The organism is Phyllobacterium sp. 22229 (genome assembly GCF_052056495.1).
Taxonomy (GTDB): Bacteria; Pseudomonadota; Alphaproteobacteria; order Rhizobiales; family Rhizobiaceae; genus Phyllobacterium; species Phyllobacterium myrsinacearum.
The window spans coordinates 201,141-226,146 of record NZ_JBQEPA010000001.1 but is presented as its reverse complement, the minus strand read 5'-3'; the positions used below and the strand labels follow the sequence as shown (position 1 = coordinate 226,146).

Sequence of the window (25,006 nt, the reverse complement as noted above, 5' to 3'; positions counted from 1 at the left end):
GAAAGAGGGCGTGATGACGGACAAACCCGGCCTTCTGGTGGTAGAGGGCATCTCAAAATCATTTGTTGGTTTCAAAGCGTTGGACGGCGTGGATTTCACGGTCCGGCCGGGAGAGATTCATGCGCTTCTCGGCGAAAATGGCGCGGGAAAATCAACCCTCATCAAGGTCCTGACCGGTGTCCATCAGCCGGACGCCGGCGTGATCAAAATCGATAGGCAACCGGTGGTCATGCGCGACACGCAGCATGCCCAGTATCTCGGAATCGGCACGGTTTACCAGGAAGTGAATCTGCTGCCCAACATGTCCGTTGCCGACAATCTTTTCATTGGCCGCCAGCCGATGCGGTTCGGCTTTGTCAACCGCAAACGGATGGAAGAGCAGGCGCGGGACTTGCTGGCGCAATATGACCTGCATCTGGATGTTTCGTCCGATTTGTCGCGTTACTCCGTCGCTGTTCAGCAGATCGTGGCAATTGCGCGTGCTGTCGATATGTCGGGGCGGGTTCTCGTGCTTGACGAACCGACCGCCAGTCTGGACCGGCATGAAACCGAGGTGCTGTTCGCCATCCTTCGCCAGTTGCGCGCCCGCGGTTTTGGCATTGTATTCATCACGCATTTCCTCGATCAGGTCTATGAAATCTGTGACCGGGTTACGGTCCTGCGCAATGGAAAGCTGGCCGGTAGCGCATTGATCGCGGAACTCCCCAAGATCGAGCTGATTACGCTGATGCTCGGGCGAACCCTGGCGGTCGCAACGCACAAGCCGCGCCATGACCGGCCCATTCCCGCCGAAAGGCAGTTTTCCTTCAAGGGACTTGGCCGCAGCCGCAGCATCGCGCCCTTCGATCTCGATATCGGGCAAGGCGAAGTGATCGGGATGGCCGGGCTTTTGGGATCTGGCCGGACGGAGACCGCCAAAATCCTGTTCGGGATCGACGCCGCAGATGCGGGGCATATCCACATCGACGGCAATCCCGTGCTCATCCGAACGCCGCGGGACGCGGTCGCCTGTGGTTTCGGGTTGTGCCCGGAAGATCGCAAGTCTGACGGCATCATAGGCGATCTCTCCGTGCGCGAGAATATTTGCCTGGCGCTGCAGGCTCAGAAGGGCTGGTTCAACCGGTTGTCAAGCCGCGAACAGACGGGCCTGGCCGACACATTCGTCAAGGCGCTCGATATCCGCACCACGGACATTGAAAAGCCGGTCAAGTTTCTATCGGGCGGCAACCAGCAGAAAGTCATTCTGGCCCGCTGGCTTGCCACCAATCCCCGGTTTCTCATTCTCGACGAGCCGACACGCGGTATCGATGTGGGTGCGCATGCGGAGATTATCGCGCTGATCAACCGGCTTTGCGACGATGGAATGGCGCTGCTCGTCATCTCCTCGGAAATTGAGGAAATCGTCGCCTACAGCACCCGCGTCATTGTCCTGCGGGATCGCGCGCATCGCGGCGAAATTTCCGGTGACGATATCACGACTTCAAACATCATGCAGATGATTGCTGCTGAATCGGAAGGGGGCCCTGCATGATCCGTCTGAATACCGCAGCCTTGACGAAAGCCATGCCGCAGTTGCTTTCGCTGATGCTCATATTGTTTCTCAATTATCTGGCCTTTCCCGGATTTTTCGAAATACGCCTTCAGGATGGCCGGCTGTTCGGCAGCCTGATCGATGTTTTCAATCGCGGGGCCCCGGTGATCATCCTGGCGATCGGCATGACCGCCGTCATTGCCAGTCGCGGTGTCGATCTTTCGGTTGGCGCCGTCATGGCTGTCGCGGGCGCGCTGGCTGCCACAATGACGGTCGCCGGTTATCCCCTGCCTGTTGTCATTCTTGCTGCTCTCGGCGCGGGTCTGGCGTGCGGCCTGTGGAACGGCATTCTGGTTGCCTATTTCGACCTGCAGCCCATTGTGGCGACCCTGATCCTCATGGTGGCCGGCCGCGGCATTGCGCAGTTGATCACCGAGGGTTCGATTGTCACCTTTACCGAGCCCGGTCTGATCTTCTTTGGGACGGGCTCGTTTGCCGGCGTTCCCATGCCCATTTTGATTGCGGCCTCGCTTCTCGCCGTCGCGATTGCTGTGGTCAGGCGCACGGCACTCGGTCTGCTGATTGAATCAATCGGCATTAATCGAAGTGCGAGCAGCTATGCCGGGCTGAACAGCAAACTGCTGCTCCTCGTCATCTACGGGTTTTGCGGTTTCTGCGCGTCACTGGCCGGGATCATCATCGCTGCGGATATTCGCGGTGCCGATGCCAATAATGCGGGTCTCTGGCTGGAACTGGATGCAATTCTGGCGGTTGTTGTCGGCGGGACATCGCTGTTTGGCGGCCGCTTTTCCATTCTCATGTCGGCACTCGGCGCCGTCATCATTCAGGCGATGAACACGGGAATATTGCTGTCCGGCTTTCCGCCCGAATACAACCTTATCCTGAAAGCTCTGGTCATCATCGTCATCCTGCTGGCACAGTCATTTTCATCGCTGGGCGGATGGGCGTTTCTCAAGGGAGAGTTCCGTTCGAAGGGGACAAAGAGACAATGAACGCACGCCTTTTGCCCCTGTGTGCCACACTGCTCATCTGCCTCATCGCCTATGCTGCCTGTGTTTTCCAGTTTCCCGCGATGTTCTCAACCCGTGTTGCCGGCAATCTGTTGACGGACAATGCCTTTCTGGGAATTGCCGCCGTGGGCATGACGTTCGTCATTCTTTCGGGTGGCATTGACCTCTCTGTCGGATCGGTGATTGCCTTTACGGGCGTGCTTTTGGCCGTCCTCATCACGCATTATGGCGTTCATCCGCTGATTGCCTTTGCCATCGCGCTTTTGATCACCACGGCTTTCGGGGCGAGCATGGGTGTGATCATCCACTATCTCGAAGTGCCGTCCTTCATCGTGACGCTGGCAGGCATGTTTCTGGCAAGAGGCATGTGCTTTGTGATGACAACGGATTCAATCCCGATCGATCACCCGTTCTATACGGCCTTGCAGGGCCTGTTCTACCGGCTGCCGGGCGGGGGGAGGCTGACCTTCATCGGCTGCCTCATGGTGCTGGTCTTTTTACTCGGCATTATCGTGGCGCATTTCAGCAAGTTCGGCTCCTACATCTATGCGGTGGGTGGAAACCGCACATCGGCCGAGCTGATGGGCGTACCGGTTGCCAGGACCACAATCGGCATCTATGCGATGTCGGGCTTCCTGTCGGGGCTCGCGGGAATTGTCTTTTCGCTCTACACCTCGGCGGGTTATTCGCTCGCCGCTGTCGGCGTCGAGCTTGATACAATCGCTGCGGTGGTGATTGGCGGGACCCTGCTGACCGGGGGCGTCGGCTATATCGCCGGTACGTTCATCGGTGTGATCATCCAGGGGATTATCCAGACCTACATCGTCTTTGATGGAACCTTGTCCAGCTGGTGGACAAAAATCGTTGTCGGTGTCCTTCTCTTCTCGTTCATTGCCTTGCAACGCATATTGGTGTTCCTGTCACTGAAGAGAGCAACGGCGACCAGTGGGGGGTGATGTGCCACGCAACGACCTTTCAAATTACGATTTCCGGACGGCCGGCCATTCGCACACGCATCACGGCCACGTCATGCGCGCGCTCGGCCTGCGCATCATCAGCGGCGACTACGCCGAGAACAGCATTCTGCCGGGGGATGCCGAGCTGTTCGAGCGCTTCGGCGTGTCGCGCACGGTGCTGCGCGAAGCACTGAAGACGCTGGCGGCCAAGGGGCTGATTCAGCCGCGGGCCAAGATTGGCACACGGGTGCTCGAGCGCTCGCATTGGAACCTGTTCGACCCGGACATTCTGGTCTGGCATTTCGAGGCCGGGCCCACGCCGGAATTCCTGTCGAGCCTTCTGGAAATGCGGCTGGCGCTCGAACCCGAGGCGGCGGGCCTCGCCGCACGGCGCAGAACGGCGGCTCAGCTCGATACGCTCTATAAATGGGTCGACAGGATGGGGGAGGCCGGCCAAGCCGCGTCCAGTTTCGTCGACAGCGATCTGCAATTTCATATTGCCATTGCCGATGCGTCCCACAATCCCTTCATGCGCTCGATCAGCGCGCTCATCGAGGTGGCCCTGGTGACCACGTTCACGATCAGCTCGCCGATCCCGAACCCCGAGCGCCACAGCTATTCGGTGGCGCGCCACAGGGCAATCGCCGATGCGATCAGGGACCGCAATGTGAGCGCTGCCAAAAAGGCCATGCGCGGCGTCATCGAGGATGGTGCAGAACGCGTTCTTGCTGCGACAAATGGCGAGGCGCATTAGCGGGTTTGTTTTTCTGGCTGGAATGCGGGCAGATGCTGCAGAACAGGTTGACGCTGCAATTCGACAGGCTATAAAGGCCTGCGAATGACATTCGGTAGCAAAGTGGTTGCAAACTGCCTTTTTCCGAAATGATCCTGAACCAGATCATCAAGTGTATTCAATAGGTTGGAGGGGTGGCCGAGCGGTTTAAGGCACCGGTCTTGAAAACCGGCGTAGGTGAGAGCCTACCGTGGGTTCGAATCCCACCCCCTCCGCCATATCTCCCATTGCCATCATCCGCCCATTGTCATGCGAACGAGTTCAACAACGGACGTTGTGCCGAGTTTTGTCGAAATGTTCACGCGGTGGGCGTCGACAGTGCGGGGGGATATGCCGAGGGCATTGGCAATAGCCTTCGTGTCGAAGCCGCGGCAGATCATGTCCAAAATCTCGCTTTCGCGTGGCGTCAGCGTTGCCAGCAATGCCTCGTCCTGCTGCCGCTCGAGCGCGGTGTCGAGCAGCCGTTCCATGGCATGGATGGTTGCAAACAAGGTGTCGGCATCAACGGGCTTGGAGAGAAAATCCGTGACGCCAACCTGAAAGGCCGCGCGGCAGGCCGCAACATCGCCGTGTCCGGTCAAAATGACCAGCGGCCAGCGGATTCCCTGCGCAAGCAGCCGTTGATGCAGCTCCAGCCCATTCACCTGCGGCATTGCCAGATCCACCAGCAGGTATCCCGGCTTGTTCCGGTCGACTTGCGCGAGGAACGTGCCGGCATCGACGAAGGTCCGGACGGTCATGTCCCGGGCGCGAAACAACAGCGACAGACCTTCCCTGACCGCATCGTCATCATCGATGAGATAGATGGGGTATTGCGATGTCATGCCGTCGATCCTGCCCCGGACAATTGATTTTGCAATAGCGCACCGCGGTTGTTTGCGCGAATCATATTCGCGCGAGCGCTCAAGCCAGGATACGCCCGTTGAAACGTTTCATCACCGGTCATTCCGTTGCACAGGGAAAAATGGCGGGGATAGAAGGCGGCAAATCAATCTGACGCGTTGCCGCTATCAACGTGCTATGAATTCATTGACGTGAGGCTGCCGGTTCAAGGCATCCGATTGGGACAACGGCAATTCCGGTGCGGCGATGGTGAAACCATATTCGATCAGGGCCTTTCTCGTTCAATGGATTGCGATTGAGCTTGTGGTTGTCGCAATCGTTGCCGCCATATGCGTGATCCAGATTCGCGACGATTTTGCACATAAACGTTTGGTAATGACGGGCCAGCTTTCGACACTAGGGGCGGAGATGCGGGCGAGCCTGACGCTGTTGCAACAGGTGTTGCAATTGCCTGACGGTGATAGCCATCCATCATTCCGGCAGATTGCCTTGGGCATCATGAAAACCAATCCCTATTGCAACAGTATCCATCTTTACGAGGTCAAGCCTGGTCAATCGGAGATGAGCGAAACGATCAGCGTGCCTTCCGCGAGCGCAACGCCGGAAGAGACGGATTTGCAGACCATGGTAAGTGCCGTTGCGCGCCAACCCGAAGGGGACATTGTCAACTATGCGCCGCCTCAGTTTGCCGATCATGTCGTGTTTGCAATGAAGTTCATGAACCGGCAGACACCGGCGGTCATCATCGCCGTCTACGATGCCGGCAAGGCGATTCAATCGATCCATGTGCCCGGAAACATAGAATACCAACTTCGCTTGGGGAGTAGGGTGATTTATACGGCGAACCCGCAACCGCGCGGGTTTTTGCGGACAATCCTGCCATGGTTTTCCGTTGATCTGACCAGAACACCCGAGCATCCCGATGATGATGTTCAGTTTCACAGCCATTTCGAAAATCAAGTCACACTTGGCGAGCTGTTGGATTGGCGGTTGATTGTCCCGCTGTCGCTGCTTGGTCTCGCGGCATTGTACGCATTTCATCTGCTGGTGAACCAGCGCAGGGCATTGGCGCAAGCGCGAGAAGCCGAACAGTCCGCCCGCCGCCAGATGGATTCGCTCCGGCATGAAACCCGGTTGTCGCAGGCCTTGCGGGTCAATGCTGTCGGTGAATTGGCCTCGGGCATTGCCCATGAACTCACACAGCCTCTCACGGCGTTACTCAGCCAGAGCCAGGCGGGACTCATTCTCCTGGGCCAGGAGAAGACCGGGACCAAGGAGAGCGGCCTCCGGCAGGCGCTTTCCGCCAATGTGCGCGAGGCCCGGCGCGCCGGCAACATCCTGCACCGGATGCGCGATTACATCGTCGGGAATGATGTTCAACCGGTGCTGCAGGACCTCAACCCGATCGTCGTGAACATGATCGAGCTGATGCGGGCGAAACTGAAGGAACAGAATATCGAGATATCGATGGATTTTGCCGCTCCGTCGCCGAAATCGGTGGTGGGTGCCATTGAGCTTGAACAGGTCATTCACAATCTTCTGCGCAATGCCATCGATGCCCTGTCCGAATGCAGCCATGACCGCAAGAGGATCGCCATCAGGACATTCGGTCAGGATAGGGTCAACATCATCGAAATTGCCGATAACGGTCCGGGACTATCCGGCGACGTCCTTAAAAACCTGTTCCATCCATTCTTCACGACCAAGGAGAACGGCATGGGTCTTGGCCTTTCCCTCTGCACGCGGCTGCTGGAGCGCTCGGGCGGCACGCTCCATGCCCGCAATGACGATGGAGCGGTGTTCTGGATCACGCTGCCTCGGGGGCGGGCGGCATCGCCGCTCATATCTCAAGGATCAGCGGACAGTGATCCGATACCTCCGGCGTTGTCACCACGGTAAATTCCCGAACCCCGACGTTCCGGTTCACCAGCATGTAGTCGGCGAACCGCCCCGGCTTGCGATAGTGCGAAGTGCGGGTTCCGCCGAACCCTCCGGTCGTGACCAGGTCCGTCAGCCCGATTTCGGCGAGCACCGCGAAGGTCTCGCTTTCCGGTTCAACGTTGAAATCACCGCAGACAATCAGTGGATCGTCCGGCGCGGCAATGCGTCGTGCCAGTTCCTGCAGCCTGCGCGCCTGTGCCAGCCGTTCGGGCGTATCCATCTTTCCATTAACATCGCGCAGCCCGTGCATGTGGACAATGGCGACCATGCGGTCGCGCGCATAGTCGTAAACCCGGATTGCATGCGCAGGCCGCGATCTCGGATGATCGCCATAGCCATGCGGCGAAAATGCCTTGTGCACGAAATCCTGGGCCTGCGCCGTCACCGGGAGTGAGTTCCGCACAAATGTCGCCAGTCCCCATTGCGAGGGCACCGGCTCATCGTTGTTCCACAATATGCCCTGGGCTGCCGGACAGAACATGGCGGTATGGTGGGGGAGCGCGGCTGCGACATCGCGGAAAAAATTGGCGCGCTGGGGCAGGAGATGATCGCCGTCGCGATAAAGCAGCCAATCATCCGCGGCTTCCGGGCTATGGATCACTTCCTGCAGGCACAGGACATCGGGCTGATCGGTTTGGAGATAGGCTATCAACGGTTCGTGCAGCTTGCCGCCCCAGCCGTTGAGGCTCATGATTCTCATGCCGCCGAATCTCCATGGAACGCGGGTGACGCCGGGACAGGCCGGGCTTGCGGAAACGGCCTGAAGGTCAGGGCGATGAGGAATGCGCCGATGCCGATGGCCCAGGCTCCGATGTAAAGCCATTCGTAGCTGGCGAATGTATCGTAGATCAACCCTCCGGCCAATGGACCCGTGGCCATGCCCAGGCCGCCAGCCATTGCCGTTCCGCCGATGATGGTGCCCATCATGCGCATGGGAAAATTCTCGCGGGCCAGCACCGCGTAGAGCGGCATGACCCCGGCATAGATGAAACCGAACAATGCGGCCACGGCATAAAACCCGGCAAGCTCCTGCACGAAGACATAGGCCAGTGCCCCGAATGCCTGGATCAGGAGCCCGCCAACCAGTACGCGCTTGGCGCCAAGGCGGTCACCCAGAATGCCAAAGACGATGCGTCCGCCAAGTCCCGCCAGTCCTTCCACGCTGTAGATCGAAACCGCCGCAATCAGCGGAATTCCGCAGCTGACCGCATAACTTACCGTATGGAAAATCGGGCCGGAGTGGGTGGCGCAGCAGAAAAAATTGGTCAGAAGCAGGATGATGAACTGCGGGGACCGGATGGCTTGCGCGAGGGACATGGATGACTGCGGTTCCGCGCTTTGCAGCGCCTGGGCGCTTCCCGCGTCCGCGGCTGGCGGTCGGCGGACGAAAAGGGCGGCGGGGATCATCACGGCGGCGGCAACGCCGGCAATGATCAGCATGGATGTGCGCCAGTCATGGATCGAGACAAGCCATGCCGCCAAAGGGGACATGGTCATCGGCGCCATTCCCATCCCCGCCGAAACCAGCGATACGGCAAGGCTGCGCTGCGTGTCGAACCAGCCGGTGACGCAGGCCATCATTGGCGCGAAGATTGCTGCGGTGGCAGCGCCGACGACGAGGCCGAAGATCAGTTGAAACTCGACCAGCGACGTCGCCCGGCTGGCCAGCGCCAGGCTTGCGGTCAAAAGCACCGAGCCGGTCAGCACCACGGGCCGGGCGCCAAACCGGTCGGACAGGTTTCCCCACAGCATGCTTGCCGATGCCATGGAGATGAACCCGATCGTCATGGCGCCGGACACGCCGGTGACCGACCAGCCCGTATCCCGGGCAATGGGCTGAAGAAAGACCGGGAGGGAAAACATCGCACCGATGGCCATGCAGCCCAAGAGGCCGCCTGCCGCGACGATGACCCAGCGATAGGAAGCATTGGTCATTGCATTTCTCCTTATCAGCTGTTGCCCGGATCTTTCGGGCCGTTCTTTGCCTTGCAGTATTATTTGGGCCGGGCGACAACGCGCAGCTTGCCGCTTTTGCCGCCGCCACAGAAAAACTGATCGCCGCCATCGGATTCGAGCCCCGATACTCCGGTGCCCGATGGCATGTCGAGGATCGTGAGGACATCGCCGGTTTCAGGGTTCAGGCGCCTGACGTCACTGTGATCTTTTTCCCAGGTGCCGTGCCAGAGTTCCCCGTCAACCCAGGTTACGCCAGTGACCATGCGATTGGACTCGATGGTGCGAAGAATGGCACCTGTCTGCGGATCGATCTGATGGATTTTCCGGCCCTGGTGCTGTCCGACCCAGAGCGTTCCTTCCGCCCAGGCAAGTCCTGAATCGCCGCCGCCACCGGGCGCCGGGATCGTAGAGAGCACGCGGCCCGTCTCCGGGTCGACTTTCTGGATGCTGTCTTCGGCGATCTGAAAGAGATAGCGGCCATCGAAAGCGGTTCCCGCATGGGCGGCAATGTCAATGGAGCGCAGCACGGCACCGCTTTCCGGATCGAGCGCATTCAGCTTTTCGCCCGAAGCGAACCAGACGTTCCGTCCATCGAAGGTAACGCCAGCCACCTCGTCAGCGCCGGGAAATGGGCCATACTCGCGGAGAATTTTGGCAGATTGTTTCATGATGTCATCCTTGTCACTGAGAGCAAGTTTTGTTTCTTGGCGTCATTCTGACCCTAATCCATTGGCAGGAGATCGGGGAGTAACAAGACTGTCGGGAATCCCGGCACAGGCGGACTGATCCAGCGGCGGGCGCGCCCGCGGCCGAATGATTGCACCTTTCCTGCCGCGGCAAGTGCCTGCAGCGCCCGCTGGACGGTGCGGGAACTTGCCCCCAGTGCAATTGCCAGCGCGGAGCTTGACCATGACTCGCCATCGGCGAGAAAGGCGAGAACCGCCCCATTCTGCTCTTCCACCGGCGGGGCGAGCACGACGATCTCGCTGGCGTCGAGGGGCGTGAGACAAAACCCCTGTGCCGTTGCAGAGACGTCCGCCAGCAGCCGCAATTCCTCGCGCAGCCGTCCAACTTCCACTCTCAGGCGGGCGCGGTGCGACTCGTCCGCATGTTTTGCCCCGAATGCACGGGCGAGGAGCACGGCTCTCGGCACGTCGCCGGGCGAGGCTTCGCCCAGGGTGCGGGCCAGCGCAAACAATACCGGGCGCGTGGCGAGGGATATTACCTGATCCCTGACCCGCACGACATGCCGGCATGCGTCGACAACAAGCGCTCCGGATGCAAGCAGGGTTTCAACCTCCTCAAGCCGGAGGGGATATTCCTCGCCCCGCCTGATCAGACGCGCGGCCGGTTCCTGCAGAACGCGGGAGGCATACTCAACTTCGGCGATAAGGGCGGGGATCTTCGCTTCAAGCGCGGCGTCCCTGGCCCGCTTGAGCGCGTTGCGCGCTGCCGACGTGTCGAGGCGCCGAATGGCAATTCCGCCGGCCACCAGGGCAAGGGCAGCTCTTGAGGCTGCCGGCAACGGCGCAGGATCAAGCGTGGCAAGGGCGCGCTCGGCAGCGTCGACATGACCGACCAGCAGCAGCCGCCGAATATGCACGGTTCGCGCGTGCGCGGCATTGACGTGATCGCCATGGGCCTCAAGGGTTTCGCGCGCCGTGTCGAGCGCCTTCACGCGCCAGCCCAGGTCGCGTGAGACGAGCGCAATTTCAGCCTCGGCGACGATGCAGCGCGCGCGGGCGACTTCCTCCCTTGCGCCGAACGCCCGCGCGGCATTCTGCAACAGCGTTCTGGCACGCGGGAATTCACCAAGCTGAGCCATGGCGATGCCACGCAGGGCGAGGGCAGGTGCATCATCGCGCAGCGCCACCCGCTTCAATGCGCCGAGGATATCACCCGTCGCGAGGGCACGGGCTGCAGCGGTGATCAACGAGTCCATCGGCCGGACCCCTCGCGTTTGGCAAGACGGGCCTTCCCCGGCTCAACGGATTTGCCGGCGTTGTTGACAAAGGCCACGCGAAGTTCCTCACCCGTCGATACGTCAATGATACCGACGGGAGCCGGTTCTTCCAGTATATGGGCTTCGCCCCATTGCGTCAGTGCCGATAAGGTAAGGGCGAGGGCCCGCCCGGATGCCGTCAGCGCATAGGCGTGACGCTCACGCTCGCCGGGTTCCTGATAGGCCCGCCGCGTCATGATCCCGGCAGCAACCAGCCTGGCAAGCCGGTCCGACAGCATCGATCGCGGTGCGTCAAGGTCCGCCCGCATGTCGTCATAGCGCTGCACACCGTAAAACGCTTCGCGCAGAATAAGCAGCGTCCAGCGGTCACCAAGGATTTCAGCGGCAAGCGCCATGGGACACTGGTCTTTCGGGACCAGGGCCCGGCGGCGGATAGAAGCGTCCGACTCTGAGTTTGACATACGGTATCAGATAGTCCAAATTTTGCTGAGTTCAAAATCTGGTATTAGCCTAAGCGAAGGGATTTGTCATGGCAGGCAGCGATGTGAGCGTCTCCGACCCGTTGGAGGATTTCGACCGGCGCGATGTCACGATCGATGATGTGACGAAAACGGTACTGGTCTCCGGTCATGGACCGGCCGTCATCGTGATGACCGAAATGCCGGGGATCAGCCCGCAGGTCGCGCGCTTTGCCCGTTGGGTCCGCGAAGCGGGATTCACGGTCTTCCTGCCGTCACTGTTTGGGCGTGACGGGGTGGTCGCAACGGCCGGAGAAGGCGCTGCGGTCTTTCAGCGTGCCTGTGTCAGCGCCGAATTCAGGGCATTTGCAGGGAAAGGTGCAAGCCCGGTGACGCGGTGGCTCCGCGCGCTCGCCAAGCTTGCCCATGCGGAATGCGGCGGTCCCGGTGTCGGCGCCATCGGGATGTGTTTTACCGGAAATTTTGCCCTGTCGATGATGCTGGAGGCATCGGTGCTGGCCCCGGTCCTGTCGCAGCCGACGCTGCCGCTCGATGATCCCGCGGCAATTGAAAGCCCGCCGGACGAACTGGCCGCCGTGCGCGCCAGGCTGGAGCGGGAGGACCTGACGGTTCTAGCATACCGTTTCCAAGGCGATCAGTTCTGCCAGGCCCGGCGCTTTGCCGCCTATGCGGAGGCGCTTGGAGACCGGTTCATCGGCCGTGTTCTTCCCGATAGCGCTGCCAACACCGAGGTTCCGCCGTTTTTCGCACAATATGTGACAACGCCGCACAGCGTCGTCACGGCGCATCTGATCGACGAACAGGGTCAGCCGACCTTGCAGGCGAGGGATGAAATCCTGCGCTTCTTTGCCCGCCGTCTGAAAATGGAGGCGGGCGAGGCTCGGTTGGGGCATTGACGGGGGAAGAATATCACCGAGCCTCCCATTGCCTCATGGAGAGTAGCAATACTGCATCATGAGCACCGGAGTTGGGCTTTTTCAAGAAGCGCCCGGATAGACCAGATCAGGTGCCGGTCCCAATACTCCACTTTTGCTTGCGCAAAACGGATATCGACAAAATTGCTTGCACAAACGCAATGCAAAGCATGCATTTGTTCAGATGATATTAATCTGGAAATAGCATCTTTGTGCCGGCGTTAAGCTGGGAATGACGTCGTTTACGGGCAGGGGGCTCTGTGGATCAGGATGGCGAGAACACGAAAATAGACTACCAACCCTATGTGATGTCGGTTTGGCCGGTTCTATTCGCATTCGTGGCAATTTCAATGATGGTGCTGTTTCTCGGGAGAATGGGTGCCGATTTCAGGCATGCGGGCAATCACAATCCCGACGCTCCGGCGCTGGCCGGTGACCAATAGCGGACAGCCCAATCCGGCTGCGGCCTGATGTCCTTTAAATCAACCGAGCGGCCGCTTAACTGCGTTTTCCGGCCTTTCCCGCCAGTATCTTCAAGAACCGGTGAATCGTGCGCCGGTTCGGCTTCTCGCTCAGCCTGCTGAAGCGCCGGTGCAGAAATTCGTCAATCTCGCGAATGGAGACATTGGCAAGATCGGCACCATAACGCGCCTTCAATGCTTCCTCGATCATATCCAGGTCCCTCGTGGTCGGATTGTAACCAGAGGTACTTATGGCAAGAGGCAGCGATTGGTGAATGAGGTATTTTGCAAGCTTATTGAGTTCTGGATCACGGTCCAATTCACCCATTTTATCTCCCCCTGTGCTCTTCGGCACTGTGGCGATAGAATACGCTTTGACTGAACAGCAAGCAACAACGCAGAAACAAAATATTCTACAAATAAATGTGCTGAATTTTACTTCACTTGACGGGTATTACTAACGGGAAGCTCCGGGAAAACATAGTGAACTCGGAGAGATCGCAGTCAGTCCAGAGGAATGCGTTTTTGAACATCATTGTTCAAATTGCAATCCGGTGAGAAACCAGACCCATCGCGAATGATCTTCCGGGTCAGGGGGCTGGGGCATGTTGTCGACGGGCCAGACAATGGAGAATGGCCCGAAATCACCGGGCTCGAGAGGGCGGAAATCGCCTTCCCGGCATTTTCCTGCCTTGGCCTCGATGTCGTTGCAGGCAATCTGCGAGGCCACGATCGGATTGTAACGTTTGATTTCATCCATCGCGATTCTGGCGGAATAATTGTCGGGCGCTATTCCTTTGATGACCTGCGCATTGGCCAATCCGTTCTTTGCCAGAATTTCGATCAGCGAAAACCCCCTATAGGTACGCTGTACATCGTTGCTCCAGGGCGTCCTGGTCTTGATCACCCGGTAGGCAAATGATTTTGCCAGATCATCCTCTTTATAGGAGGCGATGGGTTTTCCGCGCTGGCGTTCGATCTGGAGAACGTGCGGGTCGACCATGGCCGCGGAGGCGGCAGAGGCCGCACAGATCAGAACAAGACCTAAAAGACAGATGCGCCAACCGCTGTATATTTCCACGGCCTTTTCCTCAATCGCTTACAGGATCGTTGTTGTTGGCAGTGATCTTGCGCCCGTGCGCCAGGACTTTGCTGCGCGCGCGCTTGTATTTCTGCTCGGCCATCTCGGCACTTTTCATCTTGAAGTGCTTTGCCATGAGCACAAACAGTTCATTGCGCTTCATGCCCTTCGGGCGGTCTTCCACCCATTGGAGGCATTCTTCTTCCGATAGGGACAGGAACGGATAGTAATAGCCGGGAAAAGCGTCGCTGATCGTCTCGCTGCCCCGGTGCAAGACGAATTCGGAACGGGTCATGAGTTCAAGAATACTGGCGAGCGTGGGCGCATTGAGCCGGTTTTTACCCAGATATCCCTTCGCGCCGAGGTTTCGGCATGTTTCCGCCTCATCGGTCGAATACCGGCCGGTGATGACCAGATGAACCGCGGCAGGGGTGGAATTGATGATGGACTCGACGATTTTGAGACGCACATCACGGGATTCCATTTCGGTGCCGTAGTCGGGAAGTCCGGGATCGATGATGATCAGGTCGAACTCGTCGGCCTCTATGGCCATCTGGGCGGCGTGGAAGGTCTCGGCGATCGCCACCTGCTGGCCGGATGTCCTGAAGTGCCGTCTGAGCGAATCGGCGTAAAAATGATCATCTTCGATGATCAGAACTTTGGAAATTTTGACGTTCGCTTGGTCCATGCGTGGCGTTTTAACAGGCCCGTTCCAGGAAAAATAGGTATCATCGCGGCACCTAATCGCGACAGACCGTTCACCCGTCACAACAGACATGCAAAGGCGCAAGATGGCCTGGCTTTTCCTAAAGTAACGTTGCCATTGAAACGATCCACCAATAGTGAAACTCGTTTTGTTTGCTGTCGTTCCACGTGCACCACCGGTCATTTTCCTGTTCAAACTCGCTGTGATCATAACGCTCGATCAGCGACCGAATTGTAAGCTTGCAATCTTCAATTGTTTCGAATCGCAGGGGCAGGGGTTCGTCCCATAAAACATCACCAAGCGTGTTTCGCACGCCGTGCTTGATTATATACATACTTGAAGACCCCCGAAATTCTTTCAGCTATACTTAGTTGTATTGAATCGGAATACAACCATGGCGTGAAAAGAAAGCGCGGATTTGTTGCAGGAGCACTGTTTGGTGCGCGGTGCCCAATTCAGCGCGCCGCAGCTTGCTTGCTGTGGCGGGCCGCCGGTGTGGCCAAATGGCTTTGATTTGGAACCTTCACCGGTAATCCGAGTTGAAGAACGCTGGCGAAATCCCGTTGGCAGGGCCTGGCCTGGACGATGTGTGCAGCATCTGACAAGCCGGGCCCACAGGAGGATGCAAGGAGAATGATCGAAGATTTTGATGAGGATGACGAAGAGGTCTGGCCAAGCCACAGCTCAAATGCCTGGTATATCGCCATATTCATCGGAGGCGTGGCGGCCGCCGCGCTCCTGACTTATATTTTCGGCGGCTGGCTCTGACAATATCGGCCTGAAAGCGCTTCAGGCCTCTGTTCCCTTGCGGATGAGACGCCCGTTAACCAAAGTTAGCCGTGACACGCAATGTTGCCCTGTCTTGTTAAGGTGCTGTCAACCTATCGGTGCGAGTTATAATTCTGGTGCAATACTCTATGATGGGTCCTGGGGCTGCACCGGGTTGTTGTTCAGTATCGTTGCGTAAAAAGTGTGGGGACGGCATCCAGCCGGTAGTTTGCATTGTCAAAAGCCAAAGCTTTTCGAATTGCGGGAGTTGTTGCGATGGGCGCCCTGATGGCAGCCTGCGCGTCACCAAAGGCAAAAGTTGGCAAACGAGGCCACGGCAAGGAATATTTCGCTGAATCGGAATATGGCGTCAAAGCCAGCCCGCGTGTCGTCACGGATTTCCGCAACATGCCGCGCGGCGGCGGACGCAACCAGCTTGGCAGGCCCTATCAGGTCCGCGGCAAGTGGTACTATCCCAAGGAAGAGCTGGGCTACAAGCGTCAGGGGCGCGCATCCTGGTATGGCTCGGCCTTTCATGGCCGCCTGACCGCCAATGGCGAAGTGTATGACATGAACCACCTGTCGGCGGCGCACCCGACCATGCCATTGCCAAGCTATGCGCGCGTGACCAATCTTGCCAATGGCAGTTCCGTGATCGTGCGCGTCAACGACCGCGGGCCCTATCACAGCAACCGCGTGATCGATCTGTCGCAAAAGGCGGCGACCATGCTCGACTACCAGCACACGGGAACCGCCGATGTGAAGGTTGAATATGTGGGCCGCGCGCCGCTGGAAGGGCGCGACGACAACTTTTTGCTCGCGTCATATCGTGGCCCCGGCATGCGTGACCGTCTGATGCAGCCGGATTCAGGCACGATGATCGCCATGAACGGACCGACACCGACCCAGCGCAACGCCATTTCCATTCCCGGCATGCAGCCGCCGAAGGCGCAGGGCGTTCAGGTGGCCAGCCTGAATGTGGCGCCGGTATCATTCAATGACCAGGCCGCCGGTCTTGGCGCACCCGTGCAGCCGCAGATGGATGCGGCCATGGGCGCGATGCCGTTTGGCTATGACATACAACCGGTTCTGCCGCTCGTTGGTCCCTATATCGACGACAAGCCGGCAATCTTGCTCGGATCGCTCAAGGGCAACACCAGGCGCGCGTCTCCGTTCGTCAGTTCCTACGCCAGCGAGCGTGTTGCAAGTGCCAATGCGACGGCGGTGGCGATGAACAGCCTGATATCGCCGAAGGCCATTTCCGACGCGTGGAAGAATGAAAACAGGCAGCGCGGTGCTGCAGCGGCACCGGCGGGTGAATATGTCGATGTCGGCCTTTTCGCCGACAGGTCCGAAGCGGGGCGCGTCATGAATGCCCTGGCGCCATTGGGCAAGGTCGATCTGTCCGAGGTCGCCAGCCCGGATGGCCCGCGCATCGCTTTGATCGCACGCACCAGCGCGGGAAAAAATACCGATGCCTTGCTGCAGGCTGCCTGGAAAGCGGGAGCAGGTGATGCGTTTGTCGTGCGCGATGACGGAAACTGATTTCCCGTATCAGAGAACGTTGCCGCTCAAGCCATTCCGTAAGCTCGCCGTCAGTCTTGCCGTTCTGCTGCTTGCCGCCTCACCGGTCCACGCGCAGGAAGCCTTGTTCGATACCAAGGCCAAGCAGGCCCTGATGCTTGAAGACCAGACCGGTACCATTCTCTATGCCAAAGCGCCTGACACGCTGATCGAACCGGCAGCGCTCGCCAAACTGATGACCATGGAACTGGTCTTTCATGCGCTCAAGACCGGCCAGATCAAGATCGACACCCAGTATACCGTCAGCGAAAATGCCTGGCGCACGGGCGGGGCGCCGTCCGGCGGCTCCACCATGTTTGCCAAGCTCAAATCGTCGATCAGCGTCGGCGACCTTATCCAGGGCGTTATCGTGCAGTCTGCCAATGACGGCTGCATCATCCTGGCTGAAGGCATTGCCGGCTCTGAGCAAAAATTTGCCGGGATGATGAACGCGCGGGCGAAGGAAATCGGTCTGAAGAATTCGACATTCCGCAATTCGACCGGATTGCCCGATCCTGAACAAAAAGTATCGCTGACAGACCTTGTCACGCTGGCCCGCTACATCAAGCACGAATATCCGGAATATTACCGCACCTATGCGCAGGAGAGCTTTACCTGGAACAATATTTTCCAGCGCAACCGCAATCCCTTGCTGAAGCTGGATATCGGCGCTGATGGCATGGGTACCGGCTATACCGAACAATCCGGCTATGGTCTCGTTGGTTCAGCCGAACATAATGGGCGCCGTTACATCGCTGCCCTGAGCGGTCTGGCGACGGACAAGGAGCGGGCGGAAGAAGCCAAGAAAATCTTTGAATGGGCCTACAGCGCCTTTGAGGAAGTCAATATCTTTGCCGAGGGCGAGACCATCGCTGAGGCCAGCGTGTTCGGCGGTGTCAAATCCAGCGTGCCGCTCAAGGCCCACGAAAAGATCAGCCTTCTCGTCCCGGCCGCCAACAAGGACCGCCTCAAGGCGCATGTCGAGTACAAGGGCCCGCTGCTGGCCCCGGTCAAGGCGGACGAGCAGGTCGGCGTGCTGCGGATCTGGATCGGCGATGCGCTGGCGCAGGAAACGCCGGTTTACACGGGCGAAGCCGTTGAATCCGGGGATCTGCAGAAGCGCACGCTCGATGCGGTGCTGGAACTGACGACGGGCTGGACGCGGCGCCTGAAGCTTTAGGATTTTCCCGGCTCGACCTTTTCCGTCCCGCCCGTTAGAACCACCTTCAGAGATGATCAAGGACGACTCTTTATCGAAAGACGGCTGACGGCGTGCAACAGGGACTGTTCATTACCTTTGAAGGCGGCGAGGGTGCCGGCAAATCCACCCAGATCACCCGTCTGGCGGCGCATATGCGCGCAGCCGGCGATGATGTGGTGGTCACGCGCGAGCCGGGCGGCTCGCCCGGTGCCGAGGCCGTGCGGCATGTCATCCTGAGCGGTGCCGCCGAATCCTTCGGTCCCGCGATGGAAGCGATGCTGTTTGCCGCCGCGCGCAATGATCACGTCGAGCAGGTCATGCGTCCGGCTCTCAACACCGGCAGCATGGTGCTCTGCGACCGCTATATCGACTCCAGCCGGGTGTATCAGGGGGTCACCGGCGATCTCGATACCGGTCTGATGCGCGCCATTGAACGGGCGGCCGTCAACGGACTGATGCCTGATCTGACCATCATTCTCGATCTGCCGGCGGAAATCGGTCTGCAGCGGGCGAACGCGCGCCGCGGAACAGGCACTGCCGATCGCTTCGAAAAAGAGACCATCGAGACGCACCGCAAGCGCCGGGATGCTTATCTGGCCATCGCCAAGGCTGAACCGGGGCGGTGCAAGGTGGTTCCCGCGGACCGGCCGGTTGACGATATCGCGGCGGATATTGCCCGCCTCGTCGATCGCCTGAAGGCGCGGCGTGCGATCAAGGAAAAGGCCAAAGCGGGGGCGGCACAATGAGCGATACGCTTCCAGACGTGCCAGCCACGCACGATACCATTGACGGCATTCCCGCTCCGTCGGCCAATCCCGCGCTGTTCGGTCACCCGTCCGTTCGCTCATTTCTGGCCCAGGCCTATCAATCCGGCCACATGCATCATGCGCTTCTGCTCGAAGGGCCGCAGGGGGTGGGCAAGACCACGCTGGCCTTTCACCTCGCCGGACACATGCTCAAGCATCCGGTCCAGCGCGATGCGCCGCTGGAACTGTCCGTGCCCGATTTTTCCGTGGCGCCTTACCGGCAGATTGCCACCGGGACACATCTGGCCGTGCTGCACATCAGCCGCCCGCTCGATGCAAAGACCGGAAAATTCAAGACCGGGATCACGGTCGACGAGATTCGCCGTGTCACGCATTTTCTCAACCGGACGGCGCATGACGGTGCGTGGCGCATCGTCATTGTCGATCCGGCAGATGACATGAACCGCAATGCTGCCAATGCGTTACTGAAGACTCTTGAAGAACCGCCGCAGCGGACATTGTTTATTCTGATCTCGCATTCTTCGGGACGTTTGCTGCCAACAATCCGCTCGCGCTGCCAGTCCATCCGTTTTGAGGGGCTGGAGCGCGGCGACCTGTTGTCGGCACTGGCAACCATTGGCCTTGGCGCGGACCAGGTACCGGACACCGAAGCCCTGGTAACCCATGCGGACGGCAGTGTGCGCAAGGCGGCACTGCTTGTGGCGTTCGGCGGACTGGAGATATCGCAGACCATCGACGCTATTCTGACAAAGCCTGTATTCGACGTCCCCAAGGCACAGGCGCTTGGAACCGCCTTGTCCGGACGCGATTCGGAAATTCAGTTTGACCTCTTCCTTGAGGACATTTTTTCGCGGATCGCGACGAAGGCGAGGGAGGCTGCGGAGAAGGGTGCCGTGGCCGAAGCCAATCACTGGTCGACGCTGTGGCAGGACATGCAGGGCGAAGCCCGCGAAGCCGATGCTTTCAACCTTGACCGCAAACAGTCCGTTCTTATCTTTCTTGACAGGATGCACCGCGCCCTGCGTGCATCTTGATCCGCCGCCCGGTCGCATCCCATGAATGCGGAATAGTATTTCAATTGAATTCATGCGTTTACGACCGGTATAGCAATCAGGCTGGACATGGGTTATGTCAGCCTGACGCCTTCCCAAGATGCCAATTCCGAAGCAAATCAGGTTACGTATGAGCCGCGAAACATTTTACATCACCACAGCCATTTCCTATCCGAACGGCAGCCCGCACATCGGTCATGCGTATGAGCTGATCGCAACGGATGCGATTGCCCGTTTCAACCGCCATGACGGCAAGGATGTATTCTTCCTCAGCGGTACGGACGAGCATGGCATCAAGATGCTGCAGACGGCCCGCAGGGAAGGCATCACGCCGCGCGAGCTTGCCGACAGAAATGCCAAGCTTTTCCGTGACATGGGACATCTTTTGAATGCATCCTATGATGACTTCATCCGCACCACCGAGGAGCGGCACTACGCGTCGTCGCAGGCGATCTGGCAGAAAATGGTCGAAGCCGGGGATATCTACAAGGATTCCTATGCCGGCTGGTACTCCGTGCGCGATGAAGCCTATTACCAGGAAGACGAGACGGAAGTGCGTGCCGACGGCGTGCGCTATGGCCCGCAGGGCTCTCCCGTCGAATGGCTGGAAGAGGAAAGCTATTTCTTCCGCCTGTCGGCCTATCAGGATCGTCTGCTCAAGCTTTATGCCGACAATCCCGGTTTTATCGGGCCGGATGAGCGCCGCAACGAGGTTGTCTCTTTCGTCAAATCCGGACTGAAGGACCTGTCGGTATCGCGCACGACTTTCGACTGGGGCATTCCGGTTCCCGGCGATGAAAAGCATGTCATGTATGTCTGGGTCGATGCGCTGACCAACTACATCACGGCGGCAGGCTATCCCGATGAGAAGGCCGAGCGCTGGCGCTATTGGCCTGCCGACGTGCACATCATCGGCAAGGATATTATTCGCTTCCACGCCGTCTACTGGCCTGCTTTCCTCTTGTCGGCAGGGCTCGAACTGCCAAAGCGCGTCTTCGGCCACGGTTTTGTGTTCAACCGCGGCGAGAAAATGTCGAAATCGGTCGGCAATGTCATCGATCCGTTCTCTCTCGTCGAACATTACGGCCTGGATCAGGTGCGTTACTTCCTGCTGCGCGAAGTGCCTTTCGGTCAGGACGGCAATTACAGCCATGAGGCTATCGTCAACCGCACCAATGCCGACCTTGCCAATGATCTCGGCAATCTGGCGCAGCGCTCGCTGTCGATGATCAACAAGAACTGCGAGGCCAGGGTTCCGCAGCCCGGCGCATTCACCGATGCCGACAAGGCCATCCTCGACCAGGCGGTCGCAGCGCTGGAGACAGCCCGCAAGGCCGTCGGCACGCAGGCCATGCATCTGGCGCTTGGCGCGATCTTTGCCGTTGTGGCCGAAGCCAACCGCTATTTTGCCTCACAGGAGCCGTGGGCACTGAAGAAGACCGATCCCGCGCGGATGGAAACCGTTCTTTACGTGACGGCGGAAGTGATCCGGCGTGTCGGCATTCTCTGCCTGCCGTTCATACCGGGATCGGCGGCCAAACTGCTCGATATCCTGGCTGTGCCTGCAGACAAGCGCAACTTCACCGACCTTCTCGGCGGCAGCGAACTGGTGCCCGGTGCCGATTTGCCCGCGCCGCAGCCAATCTTCCCGCGCTACGTCGATGCAGACAAAGGCGCCTGATCAGGAACCCGGATCTCTTTCATGCTTGTGGATAGCCATTGCCATCTGGATTTTCCGGATTTTGCCGAAGAACGTGACGCCATTGTCCAGCGCGCGCTGGATCTTGGTGTCGTGCGGCTGGTCACCATCTGTACGCGCGTTCGCAAGTTTGACGGCATTATCGGTATCGCCGAGCGCTATGACAGTGTCTTTGCCTCGGTCGGAACGCATCCGAACAATGCGCATGAGGAACTCGACGTCACAGCCGATGACCTGATCAGGCTGGCCGAACATCCGAAGGTGGTGGCAATCGGCGAAGCCGGGCTCGACTATCACTATGACTACGCGCCGCCGGAAGCACAGCAGCAGGGATTTCGCACCCATATCGCCGCAGCACGCGCGACCGGCCTGCCGCTGGTCATTCACGCCCGCAGCGCCGATGAGGATATGATTTCGATCCTGCGCGAGGAATCAGGGAAGGGGGCCTTCCCCTTCATCCTGCATTGCTTTTCCTCCGGTGCCGAACTGGCGCGGGTTGGCGTCGAGCTTGGCGGTTACATCTCGTTTTCCGGGATTCTGACGTTCAAGAATTCGCCGGAAATCCGCGACATCGCCAGAAACGTGCCGCGCGACAGGCTGCTGGTTGAAACGGATGCGCCTTATCTTGCGCCGATGCCGCATCGCGGCAAACGCAACGAACCGAGCTTCGTCACGCATACGGCCGCCGTACTGGCGGACACCATCGGTGTCAGCGTCGAGGAAATCGGTACGTTGACCACTGACAATGTATTCCGCCTGTTCACCAAGATGCCAAGGCCTGCTCATGCCTGATCGCCTGCGCTTCACCATTCTGGGCTGCGGCTCGTCTCCGGGCGTGCCACGCATCAATGGTGACTGGGGCAATTGCGATCCGGACAATCCGAAAAACCGCCGCCGCCGGGCGTCCATGCTGGTGGAACGTATTGCCGCGCATGGCGGCGTGACCACCGTCGTTATCGATACGGGCCCGGATTTCCGCTCGCAGATGATCGATTTCGGCTCGGGACGGCTTGATGCCGTCGTCTATACCCATGCGCATGCGGACCATATTCACGGCCTCGATGACCTCAGGACCTTTGTCATCGACCGGCGCGATCTGGTTGATATCTATGCCGATCAGGCGACCCAGCGCAGGCTCGTCGAAGGGTTCGGTTACTGTTTCAAGACGCCGGAAGGGTCGAGCTATCCACCGATCCTGCGGCCGCATGAGATCGTGCATCATGAGGCTTTTGAGGTTGACGGCGCGGGCGGTCCCATCCGCTTTCTGCCGCTGCCGCAGGTACATGGCGATATCCTGTCGCTGGGCTTCCGCATTGGCGATGTGGCCTATTGTTCCGATGTCAGCGCCTTTCCGGAAACGACTTCAGCCGCGCTGCGCGATCTCGATATACTCGTCATCGATGCCCTGCAGTACCGGCCGCATCCAAGCCATTTTTCACTTGATGAATCAATGGAGTGGATCGAAAAGCTGAAGCCGCGCCGGGCCATTCTGACCCATATGCATGTACCATTGGATTATGGAACTGTCCTGCGCGATACGCCAGACCATGTCGAACCGGCCTTTGATGGCCTGTCCTTTGAGGTTGAAGCATGAGCAAGAGCGTTGAACGTGTCCGCCAGGCAGCCCATGCCGCCGGGCTTGAGATCGAAATTCGCCAGATGGCCGATTCCACCCACACGGCGGAAGATGCGGCCATCCAATGCGGCGTAACCGTCGCGCAGATCGTCAAGTCGCTGATTTTTCAGGGCACCGATACACAGCAGCTCTATCTGTTTCTGGTTTCCGGACCGCGCCAGCTTGATCTTGCCAAGGCTGCGCGGCTGACCGGAGAAACGCTGCACCGGGCTGATCCAAAGCACATCCGCAAGGAGACGGGCTTTGCCATTGGCGGCGTATCGCCATTGGGGCATCTGATTGATATCAAGGCTTATGCGGATGAAACACTGATGCAGTTCGACGTCGTCTGGGCTGCAGCAGGCGGCACCAACTTTGTTTTCCCGGCGGAACCGCATGCCTTGGCAAAGGCTGCAAAGGCTGAAATCGCCGATATTACGGGCTGACCCAGCCATTCCGGCCTATCATTTAGTTCCATAATCTATCTTATGCGATCTTTCTGTGTAGCCGGGGTGGGTTCTATTCTGAAGTGCGACAGCTCCTTTCTCATATAAGCTCACGGGCCTCTCCTTCATTGCTCGCCAAATGAATCCTGCATCGCTAAGCTCATCTTCGAGTCGCACACGTGCCCCGAACTTGTAGATGCAAGAAAGGATGACCACCGTGGATTTGAAAACTGTACGCGCACTGAAAACCGAAATCGCAGAACAGATCATTCGACCGCTTGTCACTGAAATCCGCGCCGAGCGCCGCATTATCCGCTCCACCGCAATACGGCGGCTGACCGGCGTCGAAGGCGGTATCGCCCTTGGCATTGCCGGCGGCGAAGGAAAGAACGATTACCGGCTCGCCGTGCGTGTGCAGCGCCGTGCGCTTGAGACCAATACCTATCTGCGCCAGCAGATCGAAGAAGCGGCGCGCCACAAGGCCGACATCACCTATATCGGAACCGTGTTCAAAGGTGGCGCCGTGGCAGCGCCCGCAGTCTTGCCCTGGCATCAGCTGCGCCAAAGGCCGCTGTTGATCGGCGCGTCGGTCGGACATTATTCGATTACCGCAGGTACGCTTGGCGGCTTTGCACAGCACACAGCGAGCGGCAAGGCCGTCATTCTGAGCAACAATCATGTGCTGGCCAACGAAAACAAGGCGAAGATCGGCGATGCGATCCTGCAGCCGGGCGCCTATGACGGCGGCAGGAAGAACAAGGACAAGGTCGGCGAACTGCTGGCTTTCGAGCCGGTTGTATCGGGCACCAACAATCTCGTTGACGCGGCCATTGCCTCGATCGATGCGGATATCAGCTTCGACGCAGTGACCCTGACCGGTGCGGGAACGTTGAAGGGGCTGCGCAAGACCCCGCTCCGCCCCGGCGACAAGGTGTTCAAGGTCGGCAGGACAACCGGCGTAACCCAGGGCATCGTCACCGCAATCGAAGTCGATGATGTGGTGGTCAGCTATGAATTCGGCGATATCGGCTTTGACAGCCAGATCGAGATCCAGACCACCGGCAGCGGCCCTTTCAGCTCGGGCGGCGACAGCGGATCTGTCATTATGGACGAAAAGGGCTATGCCTGCGCCCTGCTGTTTGCCGGCAGTGACCAGGGCGGCACCAACGGCAAGGGTGTCACCTTTGCCAATGATCTTTCCATCGTGCTGGAGAAATTGGGGTTGTCATTGCTGGTTTGA

At 59.0% G+C, this 25,006-nt stretch carries 26 protein-coding genes and 1 tRNA gene; 18 read left to right on the top strand and 9 right to left on the bottom strand.

All coding sequences use genetic code 11. The features are described from left to right. The first annotated feature begins 13 nt into the window (after positions 1–13). From ACTJJ7_RS01110 to ACTJJ7_RS01090, 5 genes are all read left to right on the top strand, one after another. Positions 14–1,531: a sugar ABC transporter ATP-binding protein gene (locus ACTJJ7_RS01110; RefSeq protein ID WP_440964882.1), complete on the top strand. Its 1,518-nt coding sequence runs from the start codon at positions 14–16 to the stop codon at positions 1,529–1,531. Further along, positions 1,528–2,544: an ABC transporter permease gene (locus tag ACTJJ7_RS01105; RefSeq protein ID WP_440964880.1), complete on the top strand. Its 1,017-nt coding sequence runs from the start codon at positions 1,528–1,530 to the stop codon at positions 2,542–2,544. The genes ACTJJ7_RS01110 and ACTJJ7_RS01105 overlap by 4 nt, the downstream gene beginning before the upstream one ends. Continuing rightward, entirely contained in the window at positions 2,541–3,518 is a 978-nt protein-coding gene (yjfF, locus tag ACTJJ7_RS01100; RefSeq protein ID WP_440964878.1) for a galactofuranose ABC transporter, permease protein YjfF, read from the top strand. Before ACTJJ7_RS01105 ends, yjfF begins: the two co-directional genes overlap by 4 nt. 1 nt (position 3,519) lies before the next feature. Beyond that, positions 3,520–4,272: a FadR/GntR family transcriptional regulator gene (locus ACTJJ7_RS01095; RefSeq protein ID WP_245457729.1), complete on the top strand. Its 753-nt coding sequence runs from the start codon at positions 3,520–3,522 to the stop codon at positions 4,270–4,272. Between the two features lie 167 nt (positions 4,273–4,439). After that, positions 4,440–4,529, top strand: a tRNA-Ser gene (locus ACTJJ7_RS01090). Between the two features lie 15 nt (positions 4,530–4,544). Here ACTJJ7_RS01090 and ACTJJ7_RS01085 read toward each other — a convergent pair. Further along, positions 4,545–5,135, bottom strand: a complete 591-nt coding sequence (locus ACTJJ7_RS01085) for a response regulator transcription factor (protein ID WP_130269358.1) — start codon at positions 5,133–5,135, stop codon at positions 4,545–4,547. Between the two features lie 265 nt (positions 5,136–5,400). On the opposite strand from ACTJJ7_RS01085, the gene ACTJJ7_RS01080 reads away from it, so the two are divergent. Then, positions 5,401–7,053, top strand: coding sequence for a sensor histidine kinase (locus ACTJJ7_RS01080; RefSeq protein WP_440964876.1), 1,653 nt, complete (start codon positions 5,401–5,403; stop codon positions 7,051–7,053). Here the strand turns inward: ACTJJ7_RS01080 and ACTJJ7_RS01075 are convergent. The 5 genes from ACTJJ7_RS01075 to ACTJJ7_RS01055 are packed head-to-tail and all read right to left on the bottom strand — an operon-like array spanning position 6,995 to position 11,475. Next, positions 6,995–7,795, bottom strand: coding sequence for an endonuclease/exonuclease/phosphatase family protein (locus ACTJJ7_RS01075; protein ID WP_440964875.1), 801 nt, complete (start codon positions 7,793–7,795; stop codon positions 6,995–6,997). The two genes, ACTJJ7_RS01080 and ACTJJ7_RS01075, sit on opposite strands and share 59 nt — an antisense overlap. Beyond that, positions 7,792–9,030: an MFS transporter gene (locus ACTJJ7_RS01070; RefSeq protein ID WP_440964874.1), complete on the bottom strand. Its 1,239-nt coding sequence runs from the start codon at positions 9,028–9,030 to the stop codon at positions 7,792–7,794. Before ACTJJ7_RS01070 ends, ACTJJ7_RS01075 begins: the two co-directional genes overlap by 4 nt. A 59-nt stretch (positions 9,031–9,089) precedes the next feature. Then, entirely contained in the window at positions 9,090–9,719 is a 630-nt protein-coding gene (locus tag ACTJJ7_RS01065) for a Vgb family protein (protein WP_105732787.1), read from the bottom strand. Positions 9,720–9,772: 53 nt separating this feature from the next. After that, positions 9,773–10,993, bottom strand: coding sequence for a helix-turn-helix domain-containing protein (locus tag ACTJJ7_RS01060; protein ID WP_440964872.1), 1,221 nt, complete (start codon positions 10,991–10,993; stop codon positions 9,773–9,775). After that, positions 10,981–11,475, bottom strand: a complete 495-nt coding sequence (locus ACTJJ7_RS01055) for a winged helix-turn-helix transcriptional regulator (RefSeq protein ID WP_199537965.1) — start codon at positions 11,473–11,475, stop codon at positions 10,981–10,983. The genes ACTJJ7_RS01060 and ACTJJ7_RS01055 overlap by 13 nt, the downstream gene beginning before the upstream one ends. 68 nt (positions 11,476–11,543) lie before the next feature. On the opposite strand from ACTJJ7_RS01055, the gene ACTJJ7_RS01050 reads away from it, so the two are divergent. Continuing rightward, on the top strand, positions 11,544–12,389 hold the full coding sequence (locus ACTJJ7_RS01050; protein ID WP_440964869.1) for a dienelactone hydrolase family protein: 846 nt from the start codon (positions 11,544–11,546) through the stop codon (positions 12,387–12,389). A gap of 278 nt (positions 12,390–12,667) precedes the next feature. After that, positions 12,668–12,850, top strand: coding sequence for a hypothetical protein (locus ACTJJ7_RS01045; protein WP_105732791.1), 183 nt, complete (start codon positions 12,668–12,670; stop codon positions 12,848–12,850). A 55-nt stretch (positions 12,851–12,905) separates the two neighbouring features. On the opposite strand, the gene ACTJJ7_RS01040 is transcribed toward ACTJJ7_RS01045, so the two are convergent. The 3 genes from ACTJJ7_RS01040 to ACTJJ7_RS01030 all read right to left on the bottom strand — a co-directional run bounded on the left by ACTJJ7_RS01040 (position 12,906) and on the right by ACTJJ7_RS01030 (position 14,838). After that, positions 12,906–13,196, bottom strand: a complete 291-nt coding sequence (locus ACTJJ7_RS01040) for a hypothetical protein (RefSeq protein WP_105732792.1) — start codon at positions 13,194–13,196, stop codon at positions 12,906–12,908. Between the two features lie 204 nt (positions 13,197–13,400). Then, positions 13,401–13,949: a hypothetical protein gene (locus ACTJJ7_RS01035; protein WP_440964867.1), complete on the bottom strand. Its 549-nt coding sequence runs from the start codon at positions 13,947–13,949 to the stop codon at positions 13,401–13,403. Between the two features lie 10 nt (positions 13,950–13,959). Then, on the bottom strand, positions 13,960–14,838 hold the full coding sequence (locus ACTJJ7_RS01030; RefSeq protein ID WP_440964865.1) for a response regulator: 879 nt from the start codon (positions 14,836–14,838) through the stop codon (positions 13,960–13,962). Positions 14,839–15,288: 450 nt separating this feature from the next. On the opposite strand from ACTJJ7_RS01030, the gene ACTJJ7_RS01025 reads away from it, so the two are divergent. From ACTJJ7_RS01025 to ACTJJ7_RS00980, 10 genes are all read left to right on the top strand, one after another. Continuing rightward, positions 15,289–15,423, top strand: coding sequence for a hypothetical protein (locus ACTJJ7_RS01025; RefSeq protein ID WP_280952398.1), 135 nt, complete (start codon positions 15,289–15,291; stop codon positions 15,421–15,423). Between the two features lie 276 nt (positions 15,424–15,699). Next, positions 15,700–16,968: a septal ring lytic transglycosylase RlpA family protein gene (locus tag ACTJJ7_RS01020; RefSeq protein ID WP_440964863.1), complete on the top strand. Its 1,269-nt coding sequence runs from the start codon at positions 15,700–15,702 to the stop codon at positions 16,966–16,968. After that, on the top strand, positions 16,937–18,166 hold the full coding sequence (locus ACTJJ7_RS01015) for a D-alanyl-D-alanine carboxypeptidase family protein (protein ID WP_440964861.1): 1,230 nt from the start codon (positions 16,937–16,939) through the stop codon (positions 18,164–18,166). The genes ACTJJ7_RS01020 and ACTJJ7_RS01015 overlap by 32 nt, the downstream gene beginning before the upstream one ends. 92 nt (positions 18,167–18,258) lie before the next feature. Further along, a complete protein-coding gene (tmk, locus tag ACTJJ7_RS01010; RefSeq protein WP_440964859.1) occupies positions 18,259–18,933 on the top strand; it encodes a dTMP kinase in 675 nt (224 codons plus the stop codon). After that, on the top strand, positions 18,930–19,988 hold the full coding sequence (locus ACTJJ7_RS01005; protein WP_105732797.1) for a DNA polymerase III subunit delta': 1,059 nt from the start codon (positions 18,930–18,932) through the stop codon (positions 19,986–19,988). The genes tmk and ACTJJ7_RS01005 overlap by 4 nt, the downstream gene beginning before the upstream one ends. 148 nt (positions 19,989–20,136) lie before the next feature. Further along, positions 20,137–21,687 carry a methionine--tRNA ligase gene (metG, locus tag ACTJJ7_RS01000; protein WP_105732798.1) on the top strand — a complete coding sequence of 517 codons (1,551 nt, stop codon included), beginning with the start codon at positions 20,137–20,139 and terminating at the stop codon, positions 21,685–21,687. 21 nt (positions 21,688–21,708) lie between these two features. Further along, a complete protein-coding gene (locus ACTJJ7_RS00995; protein WP_440964856.1) occupies positions 21,709–22,497 on the top strand; it encodes a TatD family hydrolase in 789 nt (262 codons plus the stop codon). After that, complete coding sequence (locus ACTJJ7_RS00990) at positions 22,490–23,299, top strand: MBL fold metallo-hydrolase (RefSeq protein ID WP_440964854.1); 810 nt, start codon at positions 22,490–22,492, stop codon at positions 23,297–23,299. The genes ACTJJ7_RS00995 and ACTJJ7_RS00990 overlap by 8 nt, the downstream gene beginning before the upstream one ends. Beyond that, the gene (locus ACTJJ7_RS00985; RefSeq protein WP_105732801.1) at positions 23,296–23,766 is read left to right on the top strand and encodes a YbaK/EbsC family protein; all 471 of its coding nucleotides are present in this window, start codon (positions 23,296–23,298) and stop codon (positions 23,764–23,766) included. The genes ACTJJ7_RS00990 and ACTJJ7_RS00985 overlap by 4 nt, the downstream gene beginning before the upstream one ends. Before the next feature lie 217 nt (positions 23,767–23,983). Then, positions 23,984–25,006: a hypothetical protein gene (locus ACTJJ7_RS00980; RefSeq protein WP_440964853.1), complete on the top strand. Its 1,023-nt coding sequence runs from the start codon at positions 23,984–23,986 to the stop codon at positions 25,004–25,006.